This window comes from Pseudomonas sp. LTGT-11-2Z (assembly GCF_003691445.1).
GTDB classification, from domain to species: Bacteria; Pseudomonadota; Gammaproteobacteria; order Pseudomonadales; family Pseudomonadaceae; genus Aquipseudomonas; species Aquipseudomonas monteilii.
On record NZ_CP033104.1, the window covers coordinates 1238863 to 1261040 of the forward strand.

Genomic DNA, 22178 nt, shown 5'->3' on the forward strand with positions numbered 1-22178 from the left:
TATCCGGTTGAAGGGCCGCATCAGTCGCAGGGCAAGCCACGTGTGCGCAAGTTATCGACCAGGCGCTGCCGCAAGTGTTCAAGCTGCGGCAATTGCAGGCCATGGCGCCCGGCTGCGCGGCAGGCATGGCCGAGCAGGTAATGTACCTCGGTGCGTCGGCCAGCGCGTACGTCCTGGTACATGGAAGAGTAGTTGGCTGCGGTGGCGAGGATCACCCGTTGCACTTCTTCATCCAGCTCGACTGCTGCTTGCGGTTGGCCGCAGCGGCGCAGCAATTCGGCCAGTTCGGTACACAACGCGTCAACTTCGCCCAGGTGCCCCAGCAGCCCACCGTTCTGGCAGTCGTATAGCACGGTCAGCGGGTTGATGGCGCAGTTGAGCGCCAGTTTGCGCCACAGACGGGTGAGGATGTCCACGGTCCATTCAGCGGGGATGCCTGCGTCATGCAGGTCATCGAACCAGGCGGGGATGGTCGGGTTGCGCGGGTCACCCAGCCAGTTGAAACCGTGGCCGGCAAAGCGTACCTGCCAGTCGCCTTCGCGGAACGCCCCTTCGGTACTGGACGCGAAGATGCTGCGTGCATGGGGCACCAGGTCGGTCACGTCGTCCTGGCTGCCCAGGCCGTTCTGCAGCAACACCACTTCGGCACCCTCGGCCAGCCGGTGTGCCACACCGGCAATGGCCGGGGCGGCATCGTAGGCCTTGCAAGCCACCAGCAGGCGGTGGATGGGGCCTTGCGCCTGCGCGGTTTCGGCAGGAATGGCGTAGTGGTGGGGCTGGTCCTGTTCGACCAAGGTCAGGCCGCCGGCTTGCTGGTAGGCCTGCAGCCGTTGACCGTCCCGCAGGATCAGGCGCACAGCCTTGCCTGCGCGCGCCAGGCGGCAGGCCCACAGGCTGCCTAGGCTGCCGGCGCCGAGAATATGCCAGGTGCTGCTCATATGCGTTTCGCAACCCGTTATAATGAGCCCGCATTTTAACCGTCAAACCCAGCGCGCTCCATCGTCAGCCTGAGCGCGCTTTTATTTTGGGAGAACAACCATGCCTTCGTTCGACGTGGTATCGGAACTGGACAAGCACGAAGTGCAGAACGCGGTCGACAACGCCATCAAGGACCTGGATCGCCGCTACGACCTCAAGGGCAAGGGCACCTTCGAGTTCAAGGACAAAGAGCAGACCGTGATGCTCACCGCCGAAGAAGAGTTCCAGCTCGAAGCCATGCTGGAAATCCTGCGCCTGGCACTGGTCAAGCGCAAGATCGACGTGAAATGCCTGGAAACCAAAGACCCGTACGCCTCCGGCAAGGAAAAGAAGCAGGAAGCCAAGTTCCGCGAAGGCATCGACAAGGACCTGGCCAAGAAGATCGTCGCCACCATCAAGGATGGCAAGCTGAAAGTGCAGGCCGCCATCCAGGGCGAGCAAGTGCGCGTGACCGGCAAGAAGCGTGATGACCTGCAGGAAGCCATCGCCCTGCTGCGCACCAAGGAATTCGACATGCCGCTGCAGTTCAACAACTTCCGCGACTGAGCAGGTAATGCCCGGAACCCCGATGGCCAAATGATGTCCATCGGTTCCATGGCCGTGTTGCGGTTTCGGCCGGTTTTACCGTGTACATGCCTTCAGGCATCAGGAGATGAATATGGATTTGAACGCTGAAGTCGATCAGCTCGTCCGCCAGTCCCAGACGTGGATCCCGTTGATCATGCAATACGGCAGCCGCCTGCTGTTGGCGCTGCTGACACTGGCCATTGGCTGGTGGCTGATCAACCGGGTCAGCACGCGTCTGGGCAAGCTGGCCGGGTTGCGCGCCGATGCGGCCCTGCAAGGGTTTATCAGCACTTTGTCGAACATTGTGCTGAAGGTGCTGCTGTTCGTCAGCGTGGCGTCGATGATCGGCATCGAGACCACCTCGTTCGTCGCGGCTATCGGTGCCGCAGGCCTGGCGATCGGCCTGGCACTGCAGGGTAGCCTGGCAAACTTCGCGGGTGGGGTGTTGATCCTGATGTTCCGCCCGTTCCGCATCGGTGACTGGATCGAGGCGCAGGGTGTGGCCGGTACGGTCGACAGCATCCAGATCTTCCACACCGTGCTGCGCACCGGTGACAACAAGACAGTGATCATGCCCAACGGCAGCCTGTCCAACGGCATCATCACCAACACCAACCGCCAGCCGACGCGCAAGGTGGTGTTCGATGTGGGCGTGGACTACGAGGCCGACCTGCAAAAGGCCCGCAACGTGTTGCTGGAGCTGGCGCAGGACCCCCGCGTGTTGTCCGACCCGGCACCGCAGGCGGTGATTTCCACCCTGGGCGACAGCTCGATCACCGTGTCGTTGCGCCTGTGGGTCAAGACCGCCGATTACTGGGATGTGATGTTCATGCTCAACGAGCATGCGCGTGACCGGTTGAAGGCTGAAGGGATCGATATTCCGTTCCCGCAGCGGGTGATTCGCGTGGTGCAGGAGACTGCAACGCAGTAACACCGCATTGAAACCGGGGCGCAAGGCCCCGGTTTTTACACTTGTTCACAGCAATATCCCGCCATTTCTGGCATATAGCCTGACCCCTCCTGCCACACCCGATACGCCATCATGAAACCACTGCTTTACATCACCCCCCTGCGCGCCTTGTTGTTCGGCCTCACCCTTGCCCTGTTCGAGCTGCTGACCTACCTGGCCAGCGACGCGGTCATGCCGGCCATGCCGGTGGTGGTGGGCGACCTGAACGCCAGCCCCGAATACATCCCCCATGCCCTTAACCTGTACCTGCTGGGGGGCGTGGTGCTGCAATGGCTGATCGGCCCGCTGGCCGACCGTTATGGCCGGCGCCCGCTGTTGCTGGCTGGCTGCGCGTTCTTCGGCCTGGCCTGCCTGGCCACGTTCTGGGTCCACGACATTGGCCTGTTCAACCTGCTGCGCCTGTTGCAGGGCATTGGCCTGGGCTTCGTGGTCACGGTCAGCTACCCGGCCTTGAATGAAGCGTTCAGCGAAGCTGATGCGGTGCGCATGATGGCCCTGCTGGCCAACATCGCCTTGCTGTCGCCGTTGCTCGGGCCGCTGGTGGGCACCTTGCTGCTGCAGTGGCTGGATTGGCGCTGGCTGTTCGTGGCCTTTGCCATCGGCGCGGTGCTGGCTTGGGTGCTGTTGTACCGGTTGATGCCGGAAACGCTGGGCGTGGAGCGCCGTGATGGTTCACGCCTGGCGTTTACACCAATTCATCTGTTGCCACTGCTGGCAGGCTACGGCCAGTTACTGAGCAATCGCCGCTTCGTTGCCGGCAGCGCTGCCCTGGGCCTGGTTGGTTTGCCACTGATCGGCTGGATCGGCCTGTCGCCGGTGCTGCTGATTCACGATGAGGGGCTGAGCACAATGGAATACGCCTTGTGGCAGCTGCCGGTATTTGGCGGGCTGATCCTGGGCAACCTGATCATCAACCGCATCGCTGACCGCTACCCGCTGCCGGCCCTGGTGCGTGGTGCACTGTGGCCCTACCTGGCCGGCCTGAGCCTGATGGTGCTGGCGACCTGGTACTGGCCGAGCGTGACCAGCGTGGTGGCGGGCATGTCGCTGTACGCACTTGGGTTGGGTGTAGCCAACGCAGTGCTGTACCGCATGACGCTGTTCTCCAGCGAACAGAGCAAGGGCCTGGTGTCGGCCATGCTGGGGATGATCACCATTGCCTTGCTGGGCTTGGGCGGGGCAGTGCTGGCGATGATTGGCGCCGGAGCCAGCTTGTTGCACTTTGCCTTGGCGGCGGGTGTGGCGGGGGCACTGGCGCTGTGGCCGCTTTGGTTTGTCGTAGGCGGGCGGCCTGGGGAAGGGGCTGTGGCTCAGTAATCCATAGTGCCTGGTCTGGCCTTTTCGCGAGCAAGCTCGCTCCTACAGGATCACCATAGGCCTTGTAGGAGCGAGCTTGCTCGCGATGAGGCCAGTACAGGTTGTAGCAGTCTCTCAGGGCCGCTCGGCCGCTGATCCTTCCTCTGCCACCGGCGTTCCCCGTCCAGCCTCCTGCCGCCACTGCAGGGCAATCAGGATCAGCGTAGGCACACCCAGCAAAGCGGTAATCAGGAAGAAGTCGTGGTAGCCGAACTTCTCCACCATCACCCCTGAATACCCGCCGATCAACCTTGGCAACAACAGCATGATCGAGCTAAGCAGCGCGTACTGGGTCGCTGAGAACTTCAGGTTGGTCAGGCTCGACAGGTAGGCAACGAAGGCCGAAGTGGCCATGCCGGAGCTGAAGTTGTCCAGCGAGATGGTCACCACCAGCATTTCCAGGTTCGGGCCCATGTCGGCCAGCATCAGGAACAGGATGTTGGTGCCGGCCGAAGCTACGCCGCCGATGAACAGGATCGGCATGATGCCAAAGCGCACGATCAGCAGCCCGCCAACCCCGGCGCCGACCAAGGTCATGATCAGGCCGAAGATCTTGCTGACGCTGGCGATCTGGTCCTTGGTGAAGCCCATGTCGATGTAGAACACGTTGGCCATCACACCCATGACCGTGTCCGACATGCGATAGGTGGCGATCAGGCCGAGCAGCAGCAGCGCCTGCCAGCGGTAGCGTGTGATGAAGTCGTTGACTGGCGTCAGCACCGGGGCCAGGCCGCGACGGCCAAGGCTCGACAAGCACGCCCAGGTCAGCAGTACGTAGAGGATCAGGCGCAGGAACGCGCGGTCTTCCAGCAGCAGGTCAAGCGGTGTGGCATCACCGGAAATGACGCTGGACCAGCCGGTATTGAACATCTGGGTGAAGCTGGCCGGTACCGACACCAGCAGGATGATCAGCACGAACACCGAGGCCATCTGGTGCACCAAGCCGTAGCGCGCTGCCGACAGCTGGGTGCGCAAGGGCACCGGCGGTTCGCGCATCACCAGGGTCGTGAACAGGGCGGGCAGCATCATGACCCCGAACATCACATAGGTGCCGGCCCAGGCCTTGTGCAGGTAGCTGAAACCGGTGGAGCCGAACCACTCGGCAAAGAACAGGGCGCCGGCCGTGGCGAGCAGGGCGGCCACCCGGTAGCCAGCCATGTAACTGGCAGCCAGCGCGGCCTGGCGTTGATCGTCAGCGATTTCCAGGCGGTAGGCGTCGACAGCAATGTCCTGGGTCGCCGATGCGAAGGCCACCAGCACGGCCATGGCGATCAGCCACGACAGGTGCTGTTGCGGGTCGCACAGGCTCATGCCGACCAGGCCGATGACCACGAGCGCTTGCGACAACAGCAGCCACGAACGACGCCGACCCAGGCCACCCAACAGGGGCAGGCGCCATTGGTCGAGCAGCGGCGACCACACCCACTTGAAGGCGTAGGCCAGGCCGATCAGGCTGGCGTAGCCGATGGTCTCGCGGGCAACACCGGCTTCACGCAACCACACGGACAGGGTGGAGAACACCAGCATGTAGGGCAGACCGGCGGCAAAGCCGAGCAGCAAAAGTACCAAGGTTGACGGGCTGGCATAGGCAGCAAGCGCAGCGCGCCAGGTTTTACGGGGCATGGGCCAACATCTGCCTCAAGTTTGCGAAAACAAAGCGCGCACTCTAACCGCTGTGCTCCATTGGGCGCCAGCCATGGCGCGTCATATCCACCCGATTGTTGGTTACATTCACACCTTCCGCGCGTAAACGCGCCCGCTGTTCATCACCCGACGGGGTACCCAATGCCAGGCTCAGCCTGCCACCTGCGCCGAGCACCCGGTGCCAGGGCAGGCGGGTGTCCGCAGGCAGCTGCCCGAGGGTGCGCCCGACCCAACGCGCGGCACGGCCAAGGCCCGCCAGCTCGGCCAGTTGGCCATAGCTCACCACCTTGCCGGAAGGCACCTGGCCCAGTACTGAATATAGCGCCGTTCGTCGGCCCTCGGCGGATTCGAGCGCAGCCTCATATCCATCAGACATCACGCCCCCCTTGGGCTGTAGATGAAACCGGACAGGTGGTCCGGCAAATGAGAGTTGAACTCAACGGCATACGCTCGGTCTGTCCTTGCTCTGGTTGTCGGTATCTGGATAATGCCCGGCTTTTTTCGTCAAATCGAACCCGTAGTCCGCTTATGTATTCTAGATCCCTGTTGTGCTTGCTAGCTGCTTCCTTGTGCGCCGCCCCGGTGTTCGCCGACACCGTGTGGATGAAGAACGGTGACCGGCTCAGCGGCAAGATCAAAGTGTTCGACGGCGGCAAGCTGCTGCTGGAAACCCCCTATGGCGGGTCCATCGCGCTGGACTGGAAAGAGGTCCAGACCCTGGAGAGTGACCAGGAGATGCTGGTCAAGCAGGACGCCTACACGGGGGAAAAGGCCAAGTCGCTGAAAGCGGCCGAGCCTGGCAAAGTCACTTTGGCCAATGGCGAAGCGCCCAAGACCGTGGAGCTGGCCAGCATCGAGCAGATCATGAAGCCCAGGCCGCTGGTCGAAGACTTCGTGTGGAAAGGCAACGTGGACGTGGCCCTGGACTACAAGCGCGCCGAGAACGACACCGACGATTACGATGTCGGCTTCAAGACTACCGCCCGCCATGGCCGCTGGCGGCACAACGCCGAAGGTGAGTACAACCGCGAAACCAAGGACGATGTCACCACCACCGACAACTGGAGCGCCGAGTACGCGCTGGACCGCTTCATGACCGAGAAGTGGTTCTGGCAGGGCCGAGCGGAATACAAGCGAGACCGTATCGAAGACCTGGCTCGCCAGCGCACGGTCGGTACCGGCCCGGGTTACCAGTTCTGGGACGACGAGCTGGGCGCATTCTCGCTGGGTTCGTTGATCAACCGCACCGACTTCGAATACCAGGACGGCGCCAAGGACAACTTCTACTCAGCGGCGGTGAAGTGGGACTACACCCGCTACCTGATCGGCAAGAACGTGCAACTGTTCACCAACGGCGAGTTTGCCAAGCCGCTGGGGGGCGTGGCCGATTACTCGCTGGATGCCGAGGTTGGCTTGCGCTACAAAGTTACCGAGTGGGCCTCGCTCAACCTCAAGGCGGAGAAGGACATCATCACCGGCACGCGCGACAGTGACCTGGACAAGACCCGCTATACCGCGGGCTTCGGCGTGACCTGGTAGGTTTTTGGGGGCCGCAAAGCGGCCCCATTGGCACTGGAACTGATAATGCTTATCTTGTCCCTATCCAGTCCGCTGCCAGGAGCCATCCCCAAGTGAGTACCAACGCCCTCCGCCCCGCCCGGGAACTGCTGCTCAAGGAATACCGCGGCGTGCTCTCGACCCATTCCAAGTCGATGCCCGGTTTCCCTTTCGGCTCGGTCGTGCCGTACTGCCTGGACGCCCACGGCCATCCATTGATCCTCATCAGCCGCATCGCCCAACACACCCACAACCTGCAGAAAGATCCCAAGTGCTCGCTACTGGTGGGGGAGCGCGAGGCCGAAGATGTGCAGGCCGTGGGGCGCCTGACCGTGATGGCCGAGGCGCACAAGCTGGTCGACGCAGCGGCTGTCGAGGCGGCTGCCGAACGCTACTACCGCTATTTCCCGGACGCTGCCAACTATCACAAGGCTCACGATTTCGACTTCTGGGTCTTGCAGCCAGTGCGCCATCGCTACATTGGCGGTTTTGGCGCGATCCACTGGCTCGACCAGGTAACCTTGGCCAACCCGTTCGCCGGCAAGGCCGAGGCGAGCATGGTCGAGCACATGAACAGCGATCACGCCAATGCCATCGCCCACTACGTGGAGCTGACCGACTTGCCGCGTCATACACCGGCGCAAATGGTGGGGGTAGACAGCGAAGGCATGCACCTGCGCATTGGCCAGGCGGTGCACTGGTTGCCTTTCCCCAGTATTTGCAACACGCCGACACAAGTCCGCGAGGCCCTTGTTTTGCTGGCGCGCGCCGACCACTGGCCGGTTGCGACAGAGGTTGAGGGTTGAAAAACCGAGCACACGCATCCATTTGTAGGTCTTACAGGAAGGTTGTCTTCCAACGAGGATTGCTTTGATGCGTGCTTTTCTACTGTTGCTTCTGCTGTTTCCCGTGCTGGAGCTGTTCATCTTCGTGAAGGTCAGCGCGGCCATCGGGTTCTTCCCGGCGCTGCTGCTGATCATCGCCGGCTCCGCCCTGGGTGTGCTGGTAATGCGCGTGGCCGGCCTGGCCACCGCACTGCGTGCCCGTGAAAGCCTGCAGCGTGGCGAGCTGCCCGCCGAGGACATGTTCCAGGGCCTGATGCTGGCCGTCGGTGGCGGCCTGCTGCTGTTGCCAGGCTTCATCAGCGACGTGCTGGGCCTGCTGTGCCTGTTGCCGTTCACCCGCCATTTGGCCGCGCGCAAGATGCGCGAGCGTGCCGAAGCCCAGGCGATGCGCCAGCGTGCGTTTCAGGACGACCCGTTCCAGACGCAGCCGCGTGAGGGGGGGCACCGCCCGAACGTGATTGAAGGCGAGTACGAGCGCCGAGACAAGTAAACCCCCGGGGCCGCACACGCGGCCCCGGTGTTTTTCAGCCTCAAGAAATTTTTTGTTTATCAAGCCTTGTAATTGATTATGGCGGCCTCATGTATGTGGTCACCGCAAGGTTTCTGGTGGCAACGCCAGACATGACTCAGGTGGTTCGCCCAATGCGGGCCACCTCCCGGCAACGCCGGACAGCATCAACCCGCCGGTGTCGACACCGGCCGATGAAAACCACAAATTGGGAGAGATCGACAATGAAGCTTCGTCCTCTGCATGACCGCGTCGTTATCCGTCGCAGCGAAGAAGAATCGAAAACCGCTGGCGGTATCGTCCTGCCGGGTTCGGCCGCTGAAAAACCAAACCGCGGCGAAGTCGTTGCCGTCGGCACCGGTCGCATCCTGGACAACGGCGAAGTTCGCGCGCTGGCCGTGAAAGTGGGTGACAAAGTAGTTTTCGGCCCTTACTCGGGCAGCAACACCGTGAAAGTCGATGGCGAAGACCTGCTGGTCATGGCCGAGAACGAAATCCTCGCCGTTATCGAAGGCTGATTTCCCCGACTTCCCGTTACTCCAAAGAATTCCAAGGATTAAACGATCATGGCTGCTAAAGACGTAAAATTCGGCGATTCCGCTCGTAAGAAAATGCTGGTTGGTGTCAACGTTCTGGCTGACGCGGTAAAAGCGACCCTGGGCCCGAAAGGCCGTAACGTGGTATTGGCCAAGAGCTTCGGCGCGCCAACCATCACCAAGGACGGCGTTTCCGTCGCCAAAGAAATCGAGCTGAAAGACGCCTTCGAAAACATGGGCGCCCAGCTGGTCAAGGAAGTTGCTTCCAAGGCCAACGATGCTGCCGGTGACGGCACCACCACCGCTACCGTTCTGGCTCAGGCCATCGTCAACGAAGGCCTGAAAGCCGTCGCTGCCGGCATGAACCCGATGGACCTGAAGCGCGGTATCGACAAGGCCACTGCTGCCGTCGTTGCCGAGCTGAAGAACCTGTCCAAGCCATGCGCCGACTCCAAGGCCATCGCCCAGGTGGGTACCATCTCCGCCAACTCCGACAACTCCATCGGTGAAATCATCGCCGAAGCCATGGAAAAAGTCGGTAAAGAAGGCGTGATCACCGTTGAAGAAGGCTCGGGCCTGGAAAACGAACTGTCCGTCGTAGAAGGCATGCAGTTCGACCGTGGCTACCTGTCGCCATACTTCGTCAACAAGCCGGACACCATGGTTGCCGAGCTGGAAGGCCCGCTGCTGCTGCTGGTCGACAAGAAGATCTCCAACATCCGTGAGCTGCTGCCAGTTCTGGAAGCCGTTGCCAAGGCCGGCCGCCCACTGCTGATCGTTGCCGAAGACGTTGAAGGCGAAGCGCTGGCTACCCTGGTAGTCAACAACATGCGCGGCATCGTCAAGGTTGCTGCGGTCAAGGCCCCAGGCTTTGGCGACCGTCGCAAGGCCATGCTGCAGGACATCGCTGTCCTGACTGGCGGCCAGGTCATCTCCGAAGAAATCGGCCTGTCCCTGGAAACCGCTACCCTGGAGCACCTGGGTAACGCCAAGCGCGTGATCCTGTCCAAGGAAAACACCACCATCATCGACGGCGCTGGCGCCGACACCGAGATCGAAGCACGCGTCAAGCAGATCCGTGCCCAGATCGAAGAAACCTCGTCGGACTACGACCGTGAGAAGCTGCAAGAGCGTCTGGCCAAGCTGGCTGGCGGTGTTGCCGTGATCAAGGTCGGTGCTGGCACCGAAGTTGAAATGAAAGAGAAGAAAGCCCGCGTTGAAGACGCCCTGCACGCTACCCGTGCAGCCGTTGAAGAAGGCGTGGTGCCTGGCGGTGGTGTTGCCCTGGTTCGCGCCCTGGCGGCCATTGCCGACCTGAAAGGCGACAACGAAGACCAGAACGTCGGTATCGCCCTGCTGCGTCGTGCTGTTGAATCCCCGCTGCGCCAGATCACTGCCAACGCCGGCGACGAGCCAAGCGTTGTGGCCGACAAGGTCAAGCAAGGTTCGGGCAACTTCGGCTACAACGCTGCTACCGGCGAATACGGCGACATGATCGAGATGGGTATCCTGGACCCAGCCAAGGTCACCCGTTCGGCCCTGCAAGCTGCTGCTTCGATCGGCGGTCTGATGATCACCACCGAAGCCATGGTTGCCGACCTGCCAGAAGACAAGCCAGCTGCTGGCATGCCTGACATGGGCGGCATGGGTGGCATGGGCGGCATGATGTAAGCCAGCCTTACCCCCTGCACCATGAAAAAGCCCCGGTTCGCGAGAACCGGGGCTTTTCTTTTTCCTGTTGGGCCCATTGGGGCCGCAAAGCGGCCCCAATGTCAGGCGACGCTACGTTCGACAGCTGGCGCTTCCACCGCCCCACGCCGATACAGAACCAGGTAATACGATCCCAACCCGATCAACCAGCAAAACACCGCCGTCCACACGTTATGCGACAGAAAGTGCGCCCCCTGCATCATCCTCCCTACGCCGAGTACCGAACCAGCCAGTAAAGCCACCACAAATGCCGCCCGCGCCAGCCGTGGTTTGCGATCACGCAGCATGAAGAACAGGCCGAACAGGCAGAACCCGGTCGCCGCATGCCCACCGGGCCAGCACAGGCCAGGCTTGTCGGTAGCAGGCCGCGGTTCCAGCAACTTGCTGTAGGTTTCCGTGCCGCCAAACTGGGTCAGGCTCCACGGGCACTGTACCTGGGTCACCTTCTTCAACGGCGTGACAAACGCCGTGGACAGGCCCAGTGCCAGCACCAGGCAGCCCAGCTCGCGGCGCCAGCCGAACAGGCGCTTCCAGAAGAAACTGGCAGCAAAGGTGAGCAGCGAGATCACCCCCAGCAAGATCACCACCTGCTTGACCCGGTCGTGCAGGATGTTTTCCAGCCAATAGCTGTGGCGGCCGATGAACTGCCCGGCAGCGGGGTCGAAAAACAGGTTGGCCACGTCCATGTCGACTGACGTCAGCTCCAGCAGAATCAAGGCCAGCGCGGTCGCCAGGGGGATGCCCAGATACAGCCAGAAATTGATCGGGCGAGGGCGGGTTCGTTGCTGCATGGTGGCTCCAGGGCACGAAAAAGATCGGGCATTGTCGGCTGCCCGCTATCCTGTGTCCGTGAAGGATCAGTGAAAAAACCGTCAAGTGGGGTGAATTTTCCTCGGGGCTGGCACCGTGCAAGCATAGGCCTTAAGCTGCGCCTGCCGCGCACCACTGCGAGAAGCGCCGCACAGGAGAAACCGATGCGCATTCTTTTGGTTGAAGACAACCGCGATATTCTGGCCAATCTGGCCGACTACCTGGGCATGAAGGGCTACACCGTCGACTGCGCCCAGGATGGCCTGTCCGGCCTGCACCTGGCCGCCACCGAACACTACGACCTGATCGTGCTCGACATCATGCTGCCCGGCATCGATGGCTACACCCTGTGCAAGCGCCTGCGCGAAGACGCCCGCCGCGATACACCGGTGATCATGCTCACCGCCCGCGACCAGCTGGATGACCGCTTGCAAGGCTTCCGCTCCGGGGCCGACGACTACCTGCTCAAACCGTTCGCCCTGTCTGAGCTGGCGGCGCGCATCGAAGCAGTGCTGCGCCGTGCCCAGGGCGGAGGACGCCGCACCTTGCAGGTGGCCGACCTCAGTTACGACCTCGACACCCTGGAAGTTACCCGCCAGGGCCGCCTGCTCAAGCTCAACCCGGTGGGCCTCAAGCTGTTGGCCGTGCTGATGCAGAAAAGCCCGCACGTATTGCGCCGCGAAGTACTGGAAGAAGCCCTGTGGGGCGACGATTGCCCCGACAGCGACAGCCTGCGCAGCCATGTACACCAGCTGCGCCAGGTGATCGACAAGCCGTTCGAAAAACCCTTGCTGCATACCGTCCATGGCGTCGGCTATCGCCTCGCCGAGGGCCGCGATGGAGTTTAAGCAAAGCCTTGCCCAGCGCATCATCATCGCCTTTGCCCTGATGAGCGCGCTGGTGGCCGGGGCTTTCGCCTTCGGTATCGTCGCCACCGTGCACCTGGTTGAAGAACGGCTGATTTCCTCTGTGCTGGGTGGCGACCTGCAGCGCCTGCTGCGCATGGACAGCGTCAGCGACTGGAGCCACCGGCCGCGCCCCGACCAGCTGTTCTACTTCAGTGGCGGGCGTGACGACTTCGAACTGCCCAAGGACTTGCGCCACCTTGACCGTGGTTTCCACGAAGTATTCCGCGACCAGCTGTCATACCACGCCATGGTCGAGATCGTCGATGGCCGCCGTTACGTGCTGTTGCAGGACCAGAGCGACTTCGAAGAACGCGAGCGCGTGCTGTTCGCGGTGGTGGTGGTGGGCTTTGTACTCAGCCTGGTACTGGCGGTGATCCTCGGCTGGCTGGTGGCGCGCCGGGTAATGGCACCGGTGATCCGCCTGGCGCGCCAGGTGCGTCATCGCGATCAACTGCTGGGCCTGGCCCCGCCACTGGCACCGGACTACGCGGCGGACGAGGTCGGCCAGCTGGCAGTGGCCTTCGACGATACCCTGGGCCGTTTACGCGATGCGCTGACCCGTGAACGGCTGTTCACCAGTGACGTCAGCCATGAGTTGCGCACACCGTTGATGGTGCTGGCCACCTCCTGCGAGCTGCTGATGGAGAACCCCAACCTCGACGCCCGCGCGCGTAGCCAGGTAGAGCGCGTGGCGCGTGCCACGGAAGAGATGCGCGAACTGGTCAAGACCTTCCTCATGCTGGCCCGGGCCCAACGAGACGAAGGCGCGGTGGCGTCGCGGGCGACCTTGCGCGAAGTGGCCGACGAACTTATCGGTGTGTGGCGCGATACCATCGAGCAGAAGGGCCTGACCCTGTATTTCGATGGCCGCGTCAGCGCCAGCCCGGTGCTGTACAACGCTACCTTCCTGCAGTCGGTGATGGGTAACCTGTTGCGCAATGCTGCCCACTACACCGACAGCGGCTACATCCGGCTGAGCCTGGAGGCCAACGGTTTCAGTGTGGAGGACAGTGGCGTGGGCATCCCCGAAGAGCAGCGTGAGGCGATGTTCAAGCCGTTCGTTCGTGGTGACGAGCGGCGTGGCGAAGGCTTGGGCCTGGGTCTATCGCTGGTGCAACGAATTTGCGACGACCAAGGCTGGCATGTCACCCTCACATCGACCCTGCCGCATGGTTGCCGCTTCCATGTGGACCTGAGCAACACCAAGGCCCAAGGCGGCCCGGACGCCATGGCCGAGTAATCTGTTGTAACAGGTTAAAGGGCGCGCAACATTTTTTTCACATTGGCATGACCTGATTCCAACGCTTGCTTACCTAAGGTGAGTGGCACTGGAGTCAGGAGATGCCCAATGCGTAGCCCCATCAAGCTTGAATTTTCCGAGAAGTACGACAAAGACCACGCCCGTGAGTACTTTCTCAAGCACCAGGATGGCCTGGCGCGTCGCCTCTCCCACAAGCGAGATGAGCAGCTGGCGCGTCGCGCCCTGGCATTGGCCGGCGAGCCCGGCCTGGTACTGGACCTGCCGTGCGGTGCCGGCCGTTTCTGGCCACTGCTGGCAGAAAAGCCCAACCGGGTGATCATCGGTGCCGACAACTCCGAAGCGATGATCGAGACAGCCTGTGCCGCGCAACCGCCAGACGTGGTAGCGCGGGTACGCCCCTTGCAAACTTCAGCGTTCGCCATTGACCTGCCGGATAATTCGGTGGACAGCATCTTCTGCATGCGCCTGTTCCACCACATTGGCGAATCGGCGCACAGAAAGACCATACTTTCGGAATTTCAAAGGGTTAGCCGTGATAGTGTGATTCTGTCGTTGTGGGTCGATGGCAACTTCAAGGCCTGGCGCCGGAAAAAACTGGAGCAACGCCGTAGTGCCAAGGCCGAGCAGGACAATTACCAGAACCGTTTCGTGTTACCAGCCGAAACGGTCGAAGAAGAATTCAGGGCCGCCGGCTTCAGAATCCAGGAACGCCTCGACTTCCTGCCGTTCTATGCCATGTGGCGGGTCTACGTATTGCGTAAGGGGTAGTGTTTGATGGCTGTAGCCCAGAAAGGGGAGTCGCGGTTCGATTTTTACTGGCGCCAGCAGGGCGAGTGGGTCGAGGAGCCTAACCAGCGCCGCGGCGGCGAGAGTGGCGTGCAACGCCTCAACGATGCCAATGGCAAGCTGCTGTATGCCAAGCGCCAGGTCGGGCATATCTACCGCAGCCTGATGCACCCTTTTGGGCGACCAACCGTATTGCGTGAGCTCGATGCACTGAACAGCTTCGAGCAACTGGGCGTTCGCGTCCCGCGCATCGTCTTTTGCGGCGCCGAACGCGATGCCGACCACCAATGGCGTGCGCTGCTGGTGAGCGAAGCGCTGGACGGATTTGTCGAACTCGACACCTGGCATGCCGAAGGTGCCCGCGAGCGTTACCCGCAGGTGGTGCATGAGCGCATGCTCAAGGACCTGGCGGACAACCTGGCGCGCATGCACCTGGGGCACTGGCAGCACGGCTGCCTATATGGCAAGCACGTATTCATCAAGGTGATCGGCGAAGGCGAGCAAGCGCGGGTCGAAGTCGCACTGCTGGACCTGGAAAAGTGCCGGCGGCGCATCAGCTGCCAGCGTGCGGCAGGTAACGACCTGCGCCAGCTGCGCCGCCATTCGTCGATCAATGACGCCGAATGGCAAACGCTGCTCTACTTTTACAAGATGGCGTTTGGCAGCGCTGTCAAAGGGTTAGAGTAATGAAACTAGAAATAGCTCGAGCTTTGTTCCTGGTAGCTGGCCTGGCGGTGACCACCGTGGCGGTGGCTGCCTGGGAAGAGCCGAGGCCTACTGTGTTCAGCAAGGCTGAGATGGCCGACCAGTGTGCACTGCCGCGGGAAGCGAAACCGCAGCAGGCACAGGTCGCGCCGGATCAGGACCTGTTGCTGATCCTGTTCGGCCTGCGTCAAGGGTTGCGGCCATTTGGTTGAACCCTGCGTTAGCTAGAAAAGCCAGAGGCCTCGCGATTGCGGGGCCTCCGGCTTTTTTGTGTCTGCCTTTCCGGCAGAAGTCAGCAATGCTGCATGCTATTGGCCTTGAGCATAAGCAGCAGGTAACCGCTAAGCGCGCTGCTCAAGAAGAGAATTCCTAAGCTCATTGGAAGCAGGTGTTCGGCTGACGCGACCAAAGTGCCTGCAAGTCCACCGCCGGCAAATAGCAATGTAGTACTGAAGGACGCTGCTGCCCCTGCCTGCTGCGGATAACGGGCCAACGCCTGCGAAGTCGAGGCGGGTCGTACCATCGTTGTTCCTGCCGTGCATAAAATCATCGGTATCATGAGGCCTGCTACCGATAGCCCTGCTGCCCACTGCCAAATCAATAAAGTGACCCCTGCGGTACCTATAAGCAGGAATCCCGTGCAGATTTGACCCTGCACACTGACGCGATTGTTCAAGAAGGTCGCGGTTGCACCACCGACGACATACGCCAGCCCATAGGCGATGAATACAACGGAAAACTGATACGGCGTGAGGCCAAGTTGATCCATCAGTACCAATGGTGCAATGACGATGAAGGCAAAATGGCAGGCGAACGCGAAAGTGGCCTGCAGGGAATAGGCTATATAGAGCGTGTCACGCAGCATGGGAAGATAGCTTCGAATGCCCGCATTACTGCTGTATAACGCAGGCGTTTCATGCAATAGTGCCCAGGTAAGAAATATGACAAAAGTAGCGATTAAAATAAAAGCCGTAAAGCTGCCTTCCCAGCCGAATAATTGTTGGAGCGCAGCGCCCGCGATGGGTGAAATTGATATGAATAAACCACTTGCACTTGTTATTACGATGCGCATGGTGTTGCGCTGCTTGCCGCTATAGAGGTCCTGTATCAGCGCCTGGCCCAGAACCAGACTTCCACAACCGGCGGCCTGTAGCAACCGGAATGCCATAAAGGTCTCATAGTCAGATGAAAGTAGGCAGCCGGTAGCCCCGGCAATGGATACAGCCAATCCACCGAGTAGCAACCGATTACGACCAATTCGATCTGACAGGGGGCCAATCACCAACTGCGCCACCGCTACGCCAAAGGCGAAGAAACTTACGGAGTAAGCTATTTGCTTTGGTTGTACTTGAAAGGCTTCTGCAAGCGCTGGGAATGAAGGGAGAATGACGTCCAGAGGGAAAACGCCTAGCAGGCATAAAAGAATCAGTAGCAATGGGCGAAGAATGGTGCTTTTTAAGGTTTTGGCCTGGTTCATGCTGGCAGTCCTGCTGCCCTGAATTGAATCGCATAGCGCTCATCTTTAAGTAGCTTGGTGCGTTTAATTGCCTGAAGCGTTATTTTGGAAATTGCGGGTATTCGAAGCTTCCAGTTGGATGTTATGTCGTTGATAATGACTTTCGCAATGGATGGGTGCTTTTTGAAAATTGACTGTAAGAATGGCTCGTCGGGTTGGCAAAAAGCGAGGAGCGCTTTCAGTAAAGTAGGAACTAGATAATCCTTCTGAGAGATTGATAGCTGATGCCAGAGTTGTGCGAAACAGTCTGAGAAAAAAATGGCATGGCGCCCTTCATCATGAAGGTGATCAATCAGCATGTTTGCTACAGGCGTGACAAGTGAATCGCGAGTTAAATTGTACAGTTCGTTGGTTATTATTGTTTCAGAAACAAAGGCGATGCAAAAGCGGGTAATCCCGTTGAGCGCTTGGGGGCTATTTTGTAATAATTGATCAAGGCTATTAATGCGCGCAGAATTTATTCGCTCAAGGCAAAAGTGGTTCGCTACTTGGTCCGCAATTTCTCTAGAAAAAAGCGCGTGATACGCCTCGTCAGCATAAAGTTTTAAAGCATTAAGTTGCACGTCTTTATCAAAGAAATGTTTTAAGTCGCCAGTAATGATGCATTGCACGGTTTCATTGATGTGACCCATTTCAAGTCGTGTCGTGTAGTCCATGAAGTGGATGAGGTGGTAGGCGTGCAGTACTAGCAAATCTTTTTTTGAAAGCTGTTTGGCTGATTCATGGGCCAACGCTGGACTTAACGCCCTAGGAAACCACAGGTCGGGTTCGGACTGTGTAAAATCTTCTACGGAAAAATGGTAGGCATAAGGGCGCGAGCGTACAGCACTCGTGATGTGCCAGCTTTTAAATACAGTACTGCTACGGGTTGTAATTTTTTCCATGCGTGTGTCTCGCGCCAGTACTTTACGATATCAGAGCCCTTAAGGAACGAGGTGTCGCATTTCCGTTGCTATAGCCACATGCGACGAAAAAAAGGACGTGTTCACTTGGGTTGTCGAACATGAGTAGAGGCTCGATGCTCGTTTCGTTTAATGCACCGGTGAGCCAAGTATTCATGCCCCTGTCGGTTGCGGCGAGTTGGAAGGTCTGTGCGGCATGACCAACTTCAATTAGTGCCATTCGATAGGCGCGCGAATGCTCGTATTTCCACCACAATTTGTCGAATCTGGAGCTCAAGAACAATCCAGCGGGTATGCCATTGGCGAAGTGCTGGCCCGATAATAAATCACCCAGGGCACAAGGCAGTGGGCTTCGCCAATGAAGCTCATGTCGCCGTGGGTCGTAGTAATAAATTCCGGCTTCCAGGCTGTCTACGTTGTTTACATATACATAGCCTTCAGTAGCGTTCAGCCCGCCTACTGAGGGGGTGGCGCGGCGTCTTGAGTATTCATTTTCTTCCTCTTTGACGTAATTAATGGTTCTGCTTCCAATAAAGCCTAAGGTATGGTGTAGAATTTCGGCAAGATCAGCTAAGGAAATCGGTATTCGCTGGAAGTCTCTAACGGTTGCTCGGTTTTTGAATGCCTCGTCAACTGCAAATGTACTTCTTGGTATAGGCAGTGAAATGCCGCTTTCGCTGGTGCGGGTATTGTCAGGCTGTATATTCTTGTTTAGTACGGAGTTGCAGTGTTCAAGGTACTGCAGTGCCCACTCCTCCTCGCTTGAAGGGTGATTTTCTATAGGGATGTCTTTAGTTCCGTAATGGAATATTCTTGAGAGTACATCCCAGCCCCAGTCAGAATTGTCGTCAGCATCGTCCATGAAAACTTTGCAGCGTTTCAGGTCGGCGGTTAGGTCGTCATTTAACTCTTTGTGATCTTTCTCGTAAATGAGATGGATTAACCGGTCTGCGTGGTCTCTGGATAACTCGTACTGCTTGTGGTTTTTGAAATCCCAGCAAATCAGGGAGTTATTCATGGCGATAAAGAAGCAATTTTTACTTATCATGCTCCCTCCTTTAACAACTGAAGGGCAGGCCGGCACTGCTCTTCAGTATTCATGGGTTAAGGCTTATTTGGTTTTTTTGACCAAGTGCGCCATGTTCGCCAATTTGGTGCATTCCATCTTAATTGTTTTCATATTGTTCTCTCCATTTTGGTGTCGCGTCATTGCGACGTTTTTGATAATAGCGGTAAGTCCAAGATGTACAAGTCGAAGAGGGTGGCGAAAATTCTGATGGAGTTGTAGGAGTTTTTACCATGACCACTTTAAGGCGCGGATTTGTTTCTCTGTAAGGCGTCTAGAATGCGGGTGCTCTAGCATCTCCATGCTGGCTGTTATCATGCGAATTAGATGCAGGAATTGCTCTGTCTTATCACTGATAACCAGCAAGATCAGGCGTGAATGGATGATGTGAGAGCCTGGGAGCGGTAATTTTTAGATTGTGTTGCGGAGCTGCGCTTTTCTATTGGGGATTTTGTATCTGGCTTTTCGGCCTCTTCGCGGGCGAGCCCGCGAAGAGGACGGATCAGGCTGCCGCAGGCTGCTTTGCCACCGCCTTGTGCGCCAACAAGGTGTAGATACAAGGCAGCACAAACAGGGTAAACAGCGTGCCAATCGACATCCCGGTGGCAATCACCGTACCGATGTCAAAACGGCTCACCGCCCCCGCACCGGTCGCCAGAATCAGCGGCACCATGCCGAACACCATCGCCGCCGTGGTCATCAGCACTGGCCGCAGTCGAATGGCCGCCGCTTCCTCGATGGCCTCACGCACGCTCAAGCCGCGCTCCGCACGCAACTGGTTGGCGAATTCGACGATCAGGATGCCGTGCTTGCTGATCAGCCCGATCAAGGTCACCAGCCCGACCTGGGTGTAGATGTTCATGCTCGAAATACCCAGGAACAGCGGCAGCAGCGCCCCGCAGATCGACAACGGCACCGTTACCAGAATCACCAGCGGGTCGCGGAAACTCTCGAACTGTGCAGCCAACACCAGGAAGATAATTGCCAGCGCCAGGCCAAAGGTGACCCACAGTGCGCTGCCTTCCTGCACGTACTGGCGTGCCACGCCGGCATAGTCGAAGGCGAAGCCTTCCGGGGCCTCTTCGCGGGCGATGTCCTGCACGGTTTTCAGCGCTTCGCCCAGGCTGACCATGGGCACGCCCTGGATGATCGCCGAGTTCAGCTGCTGGAACTGGTTGAGCTGGCGCGGGCGGGCGCGGTCGGTGAGGGTGATCAGGGTCGACAGCGGCAGCATCTGACCCTGGTCATTCTTCACGTAGTAGTTGTTCAGCCAGCCGGGGTTGTCGCGGTACGGCCGTTCGACCTGGGCAATCACCTTGTAGCTGCGGCCTTCGAGGGTGAAGCGGTTGATTTCCGCCTCGCCCAGCAGGGTGGCCAGGGTGCCGCCGAGGGTGTCCATCGATACCCCCATCTGCGCGGCCTTGGCCCTGTCGATGTCCACCACCACTTCGGGCTTGTCGAAGGCCAGGTCGATGTCGAGGAACGCGAACTTGCCGGATGCCTGCGCGCGGGCCTTGATGCGCTGCGCTACGTCCAACAGTGCCGGATAGTCGCCAGCGGTGTTGATCACGAACTGGAACGGCAGGCCCTCGCCGGTGCCGGGCAGGGAGGGCAGGTTGAAACCGAAGATCTGCAAGCCGCCGATTTCCTCAAGTTTGGCCTGCACCAGCGGCAACAGCTCCATCTGCGTGCGCTCGCGTTCGTCCCAGGGTTTGAGCAGGAAGCCGCCGATGCCGGTTTGCACGCCGTTGAACCCGTTGATCTGGAACGATGAGTAGTACTCGGGGAAGGCCTTGAACAAGGGGGTAAATTCGTCGGTGTAGGCGTTGAGGTAATCGAGGTTGGCCGGCTGCGGCGAGCTGCTCATCATGAAAATCACCCCCTGGTCCTCGTTGGGGGCGAGTTCGTTCTGGGTGAACGTGAGCAGCACCGGGATCAGGCACAGGATGATCACGGCAAACACCAGCACCACCGGGCGGCTGTCGAGGGTGGCATGCAGCAGGCGCTGGTAGCGCACCTTCAGGCGTTCGAACAGCACGTCCAGGCGGTGGGCCAGGCCACTGGGGTTCTGCTCCTGGCGAAGCAGCAGGGCGCACATCATCGGCGACAGGGTGAGAGCGACGATGCCAGAGATGATGACCGCCCCGGCCAAGGTCAGGGCGAACTCCTTGAACAAGGCCCCGGTAAGCCCTGTGAGGAAGCCGATCGGTGCATACACGGCAGCCAGGGTGATGGTCATCGACACCACCGGCAGGGCGATTTCGCGGGCGCCCTCAAGGGCCGCATCGAATGGCGATTTGCCTTCGTCCATGTGCCGGTGGATGTTTTCCACCACGACAATGGCGTCGTCCACCACCAGGCCGATGGCCAGCACCATGGCCAGCAGGGTCAGCAGGTTGAGCGAGTAACCCATCATCTGCATGAAGAACAGCACGCCGATCATCGAAAGCGGAATGGTCACCACCGGGATCAACACCGACCGCAAGGCACCGAGGAACAGGAACACCACCACGATGACGATCAGCACCGCCTCGCCAAGTGTCTTGATCACTTCGTCGATCGAGGCCTGGATGAACAGCGTGGCGTCGTAGGCAATCGATACCTTCAACGCCGAAGGTAACTGGCTCTCCAGCTCGGGCATGATGCGTCGCACTTCCTTGATCACGTCCAGCGGGTTGGCAGCGGGGGTGGCCTTGATACCGATGTACACCGACGGGGTGCCGTCGAACGAGCTGACCGTGTCGTAGTTTTCCGCACCCATCTCGACCCGCGCCACATCGCCCAGGAGCACGCGGCTATCACCGTTGGTCTTGACCGGCAGGGCGGCGAACGCCTCGGCCGACTTCAACTCGGTGCTGGCGTTGATGCTGGTGACCACGTATTCGCCCTTTACCTCGCCGGCAGCGGAGAGGAAGTTGTAGCGGCGCACGGCGTTGGTCACATCGGTGGCCGACAGGCCGAAACCGGCCAGTTTCACCGGGTCCAGCCACAGGCGCATGGCAAACACCTGGTTGCCGAGGATCTCCGCTTCGGCCATGCCCGGCAGGGTGGCCAGCTTGGGCTGGATGACCCGCGACAGGTAGTCGGTGATCTGCGGGTTGCTCATCTCCTTGCTGTAGAAACTGACGTACATCAGCGCCGATGCGTCGGCGGCTTCCTTGCTGAGTACCGGGTCTTCGGAGTCCTGTGGCAGTTTGTTGCGCACTTCGTTGGCCTTGGCCAGCAGCTCGGTGAACAACCGGTCGCTGTCGGCGCCGATGCGCGCGTAGATGGAAATGATCGAGAAGTTCTGCCGGCTCACCGAGGTCATGTAGTCGATGCCTTCGGCACTGGCCAGGCTCTGCTGCAACGGCTGAGTGATGTAGCCCTGGATGGTTTCGGCGTTGGCCCCGGGGTAGGCGGTAGTCACCGTGATCAGGGCGTTTTCCATTTGTGGGTACTGGCGGATCTGCAGCTTGTTCCAGGCCTGGAAACCCAGCAGCAGGATCAACAGGCTGACCACACTGGCCAGCACCGGGCGGCGGATGAACGGGTCGGTGAACGCCATGCCTGC

Annotated in this window: 21 protein-coding genes; 13 read left to right on the plus strand and 8 right to left on the minus strand. The window is 59.7% G+C overall.

What is annotated here, in order from left to right; translation table 11 throughout:
- Positions 1–20: 20 nt before the first annotated feature.
- Positions 21–938 (minus strand): putative 2-dehydropantoate 2-reductase, encoded by a 918-nt coding sequence (locus tag D8767_RS05645; protein WP_016713576.1) that lies wholly within the window; start codon positions 936–938, stop codon positions 21–23.
- 100 nt (positions 939–1038) lie between these two features.
- Between D8767_RS05645 and D8767_RS05650 the strand changes: the two genes are divergently transcribed.
- The 3 genes from D8767_RS05650 (at position 1039) to D8767_RS05660 (ending at position 3832) form a co-directional block, all read left to right on the plus strand.
- Entirely contained in the window at positions 1039–1524 is a 486-nt protein-coding gene (locus D8767_RS05650; protein WP_016713577.1) for a YajQ family cyclic di-GMP-binding protein, read from the plus strand.
- Positions 1525–1636: 112 nt separating this feature from the next.
- The gene (locus D8767_RS05655; RefSeq protein ID WP_016713578.1) at positions 1637–2476 is read left to right on the plus strand and encodes a mechanosensitive ion channel family protein; all 840 of its coding nucleotides are present in this window, start codon (positions 1637–1639) and stop codon (positions 2474–2476) included.
- 111 nt (positions 2477–2587) lie between these two features.
- Complete coding sequence (locus tag D8767_RS05660) at positions 2588–3832, plus strand: MFS transporter (protein WP_016713579.1); 1245 nt, start codon at positions 2588–2590, stop codon at positions 3830–3832.
- Positions 3833–3946: 114 nt separating this feature from the next.
- Here the strand turns inward: D8767_RS05660 and D8767_RS05665 are convergent, their stop codons facing one another.
- Together D8767_RS05665 and D8767_RS05670 are read right to left on the minus strand one after the other, a co-directional pair.
- Positions 3947–5494 (minus strand): AmpG family muropeptide MFS transporter, encoded by a 1548-nt coding sequence (locus tag D8767_RS05665; protein WP_016713580.1) that lies wholly within the window; start codon positions 5492–5494, stop codon positions 3947–3949.
- 43 nt (positions 5495–5537) lie between these two features.
- Positions 5538–5891, minus strand: a complete 354-nt coding sequence (locus D8767_RS05670; RefSeq protein ID WP_016713581.1) for an MGMT family protein — start codon at positions 5889–5891, stop codon at positions 5538–5540.
- Positions 5892–6043: 152 nt separating this feature from the next.
- Here D8767_RS05670 and D8767_RS05675 point away from each other — a divergent pair, with 152 nt between their 5' ends.
- The 5 genes from D8767_RS05675 (at position 6044) to groL (ending at position 10632) form a co-directional block, all read left to right on the plus strand.
- Positions 6044–7054, plus strand: coding sequence for a DUF481 domain-containing protein (locus tag D8767_RS05675; RefSeq protein ID WP_016713582.1), 1011 nt, complete (start codon positions 6044–6046; stop codon positions 7052–7054).
- Positions 7055–7146: 92 nt separating this feature from the next.
- On the plus strand, positions 7147–7878 hold the full coding sequence (locus D8767_RS05680; RefSeq protein ID WP_016713583.1) for a HugZ family protein: 732 nt from the start codon (positions 7147–7149) through the stop codon (positions 7876–7878).
- Positions 7879–7945: 67 nt separating this feature from the next.
- A complete protein-coding gene (locus tag D8767_RS05685) occupies positions 7946–8407 on the plus strand; it encodes an FxsA family protein (RefSeq protein WP_016713584.1) in 462 nt (153 codons plus the stop codon).
- A gap of 242 nt (positions 8408–8649) precedes the next feature.
- Entirely contained in the window at positions 8650–8943 is a 294-nt protein-coding gene (locus D8767_RS05690; RefSeq protein ID WP_003260750.1) for a co-chaperone GroES, read from the plus strand.
- A 48-nt stretch (positions 8944–8991) separates the two neighbouring features.
- A complete protein-coding gene (groL, locus tag D8767_RS05695) occupies positions 8992–10632 on the plus strand; it encodes a chaperonin GroEL (protein WP_016713585.1) in 1641 nt (546 codons plus the stop codon).
- 101 nt (positions 10633–10733) lie between these two features.
- On the opposite strand, the gene D8767_RS05700 is transcribed toward groL, so the two are convergent.
- Complete coding sequence (locus D8767_RS05700) at positions 10734–11462, minus strand: phosphatase PAP2 family protein (protein WP_016713587.1); 729 nt, start codon at positions 11460–11462, stop codon at positions 10734–10736.
- A 183-nt stretch (positions 11463–11645) separates the two neighbouring features.
- Between D8767_RS05700 and colR the strand changes: the two genes are divergently transcribed.
- The 5 genes from colR (at position 11646) to D8767_RS05725 (ending at position 15353) form a co-directional block, all read left to right on the plus strand.
- Positions 11646–12329, plus strand: coding sequence for a two-component system response regulator ColR (colR, locus tag D8767_RS05705; RefSeq protein ID WP_003255215.1), 684 nt, complete (start codon positions 11646–11648; stop codon positions 12327–12329).
- A complete protein-coding gene (locus D8767_RS05710) occupies positions 12319–13629 on the plus strand; it encodes a HAMP domain-containing sensor histidine kinase (RefSeq protein ID WP_016713588.1) in 1311 nt (436 codons plus the stop codon). Before colR ends, D8767_RS05710 begins: the two co-directional genes overlap by 11 nt.
- 108 nt (positions 13630–13737) lie before the next feature.
- Positions 13738–14418 carry a class I SAM-dependent methyltransferase gene (locus tag D8767_RS05715; protein ID WP_016713589.1) on the plus strand — a complete coding sequence of 227 codons (681 nt, stop codon included), beginning with the start codon at positions 13738–13740 and terminating at the stop codon, positions 14416–14418.
- Positions 14419–14424: 6 nt separating this feature from the next.
- A complete protein-coding gene (locus D8767_RS05720; RefSeq protein ID WP_016713590.1) occupies positions 14425–15123 on the plus strand; it encodes a lipopolysaccharide kinase InaA family protein in 699 nt (232 codons plus the stop codon).
- Entirely contained in the window at positions 15123–15353 is a 231-nt protein-coding gene (locus D8767_RS05725) for a hypothetical protein (protein ID WP_016713591.1), read from the plus strand. Before D8767_RS05720 ends, D8767_RS05725 begins: the two co-directional genes overlap by 1 nt.
- A gap of 80 nt (positions 15354–15433) precedes the next feature.
- On the opposite strand, the gene D8767_RS05730 is transcribed toward D8767_RS05725, so the two are convergent.
- From D8767_RS05730 to D8767_RS05745, 4 genes are all read right to left on the minus strand, one after another.
- Positions 15434–16618 (minus strand): Bcr/CflA family efflux MFS transporter, encoded by a 1185-nt coding sequence (locus D8767_RS05730; RefSeq protein WP_016713592.1) that lies wholly within the window; start codon positions 16616–16618, stop codon positions 15434–15436.
- Positions 16615–17541 carry a diiron oxygenase gene (locus tag D8767_RS05735; protein ID WP_080578104.1) on the minus strand — a complete coding sequence of 309 codons (927 nt, stop codon included), beginning with the start codon at positions 17539–17541 and terminating at the stop codon, positions 16615–16617. Before D8767_RS05735 ends, D8767_RS05730 begins: the two co-directional genes overlap by 4 nt.
- Before the next feature lie 22 nt (positions 17542–17563).
- Positions 17564–18607 carry a SagB family peptide dehydrogenase gene (locus D8767_RS05740; RefSeq protein ID WP_016713594.1) on the minus strand — a complete coding sequence of 348 codons (1044 nt, stop codon included), beginning with the start codon at positions 18605–18607 and terminating at the stop codon, positions 17564–17566.
- 520 nt (positions 18608–19127) lie between these two features.
- Positions 19128–22172 carry a multidrug efflux RND transporter permease subunit gene (locus tag D8767_RS05745; RefSeq protein WP_016713595.1) on the minus strand — a complete coding sequence of 1015 codons (3045 nt, stop codon included), beginning with the start codon at positions 22170–22172 and terminating at the stop codon, positions 19128–19130.
- Between the last annotated feature and the right edge of the window lie 6 nt (positions 22173–22178).

Coding starts and splice junctions, on each gene's coding strand:
- D8767_RS05645 (WP_016713576.1), bottom strand. CDS start 938: ATGAGCAGCACCTGGCATATTCTCGGCGCCGGCAGCCTAGGCAGCCTG.
- D8767_RS05670 (WP_016713581.1), bottom strand. CDS start 5,891: ATGTCTGATGGATATGAGGCTGCGCTCGAATCCGCCGAGGGCCGACGA.
- D8767_RS05730 (WP_016713592.1), bottom strand. CDS start 16,618: ATGAACCAGGCCAAAACCTTAAAAAGCACCATTCTTCGCCCATTGCTA.
- D8767_RS05665 (WP_016713580.1), bottom strand. CDS start 5,494: ATGCCCCGTAAAACCTGGCGCGCTGCGCTTGCTGCCTATGCCAGCCCG.
- D8767_RS05675 (WP_016713582.1), top strand. CDS start 6,044: ATGTATTCTAGATCCCTGTTGTGCTTGCTAGCTGCTTCCTTGTGCGCC.
- D8767_RS05690 (WP_003260750.1), top strand. CDS start 8,650: ATGAAGCTTCGTCCTCTGCATGACCGCGTCGTTATCCGTCGCAGCGAA.
- D8767_RS05700 (WP_016713587.1), bottom strand. CDS start 11,462: ATGCAGCAACGAACCCGCCCTCGCCCGATCAATTTCTGGCTGTATCTG.
- D8767_RS05745 (WP_016713595.1), bottom strand. CDS start 22,172: ATGGCGTTCACCGACCCGTTCATCCGCCGCCCGGTGCTGGCCAGTGTG.
- colR (WP_003255215.1), top strand. CDS start 11,646: ATGCGCATTCTTTTGGTTGAAGACAACCGCGATATTCTGGCCAATCTG.
- D8767_RS05720 (WP_016713590.1), top strand. CDS start 14,425: ATGGCTGTAGCCCAGAAAGGGGAGTCGCGGTTCGATTTTTACTGGCGC.
- D8767_RS05735 (WP_080578104.1), bottom strand. CDS start 17,541: ATGGAAAAAATTACAACCCGTAGCAGTACTGTATTTAAAAGCTGGCAC.
- D8767_RS05685 (WP_016713584.1), top strand. CDS start 7,946: ATGCGTGCTTTTCTACTGTTGCTTCTGCTGTTTCCCGTGCTGGAGCTG.
- D8767_RS05650 (WP_016713577.1), top strand. CDS start 1,039: ATGCCTTCGTTCGACGTGGTATCGGAACTGGACAAGCACGAAGTGCAG.
- D8767_RS05715 (WP_016713589.1), top strand. CDS start 13,738: ATGCGTAGCCCCATCAAGCTTGAATTTTCCGAGAAGTACGACAAAGAC.
- D8767_RS05710 (WP_016713588.1), top strand. CDS start 12,319: ATGGAGTTTAAGCAAAGCCTTGCCCAGCGCATCATCATCGCCTTTGCC.
- groL (WP_016713585.1), top strand. CDS start 8,992: ATGGCTGCTAAAGACGTAAAATTCGGCGATTCCGCTCGTAAGAAAATG.
- D8767_RS05660 (WP_016713579.1), top strand. CDS start 2,588: ATGAAACCACTGCTTTACATCACCCCCCTGCGCGCCTTGTTGTTCGGC.
- D8767_RS05725 (WP_016713591.1), top strand. CDS start 15,123: ATGAAACTAGAAATAGCTCGAGCTTTGTTCCTGGTAGCTGGCCTGGCG.
- D8767_RS05655 (WP_016713578.1), top strand. CDS start 1,637: ATGGATTTGAACGCTGAAGTCGATCAGCTCGTCCGCCAGTCCCAGACG.
- D8767_RS05740 (WP_016713594.1), bottom strand. CDS start 18,607: ATGATAAGTAAAAATTGCTTCTTTATCGCCATGAATAACTCCCTGATT.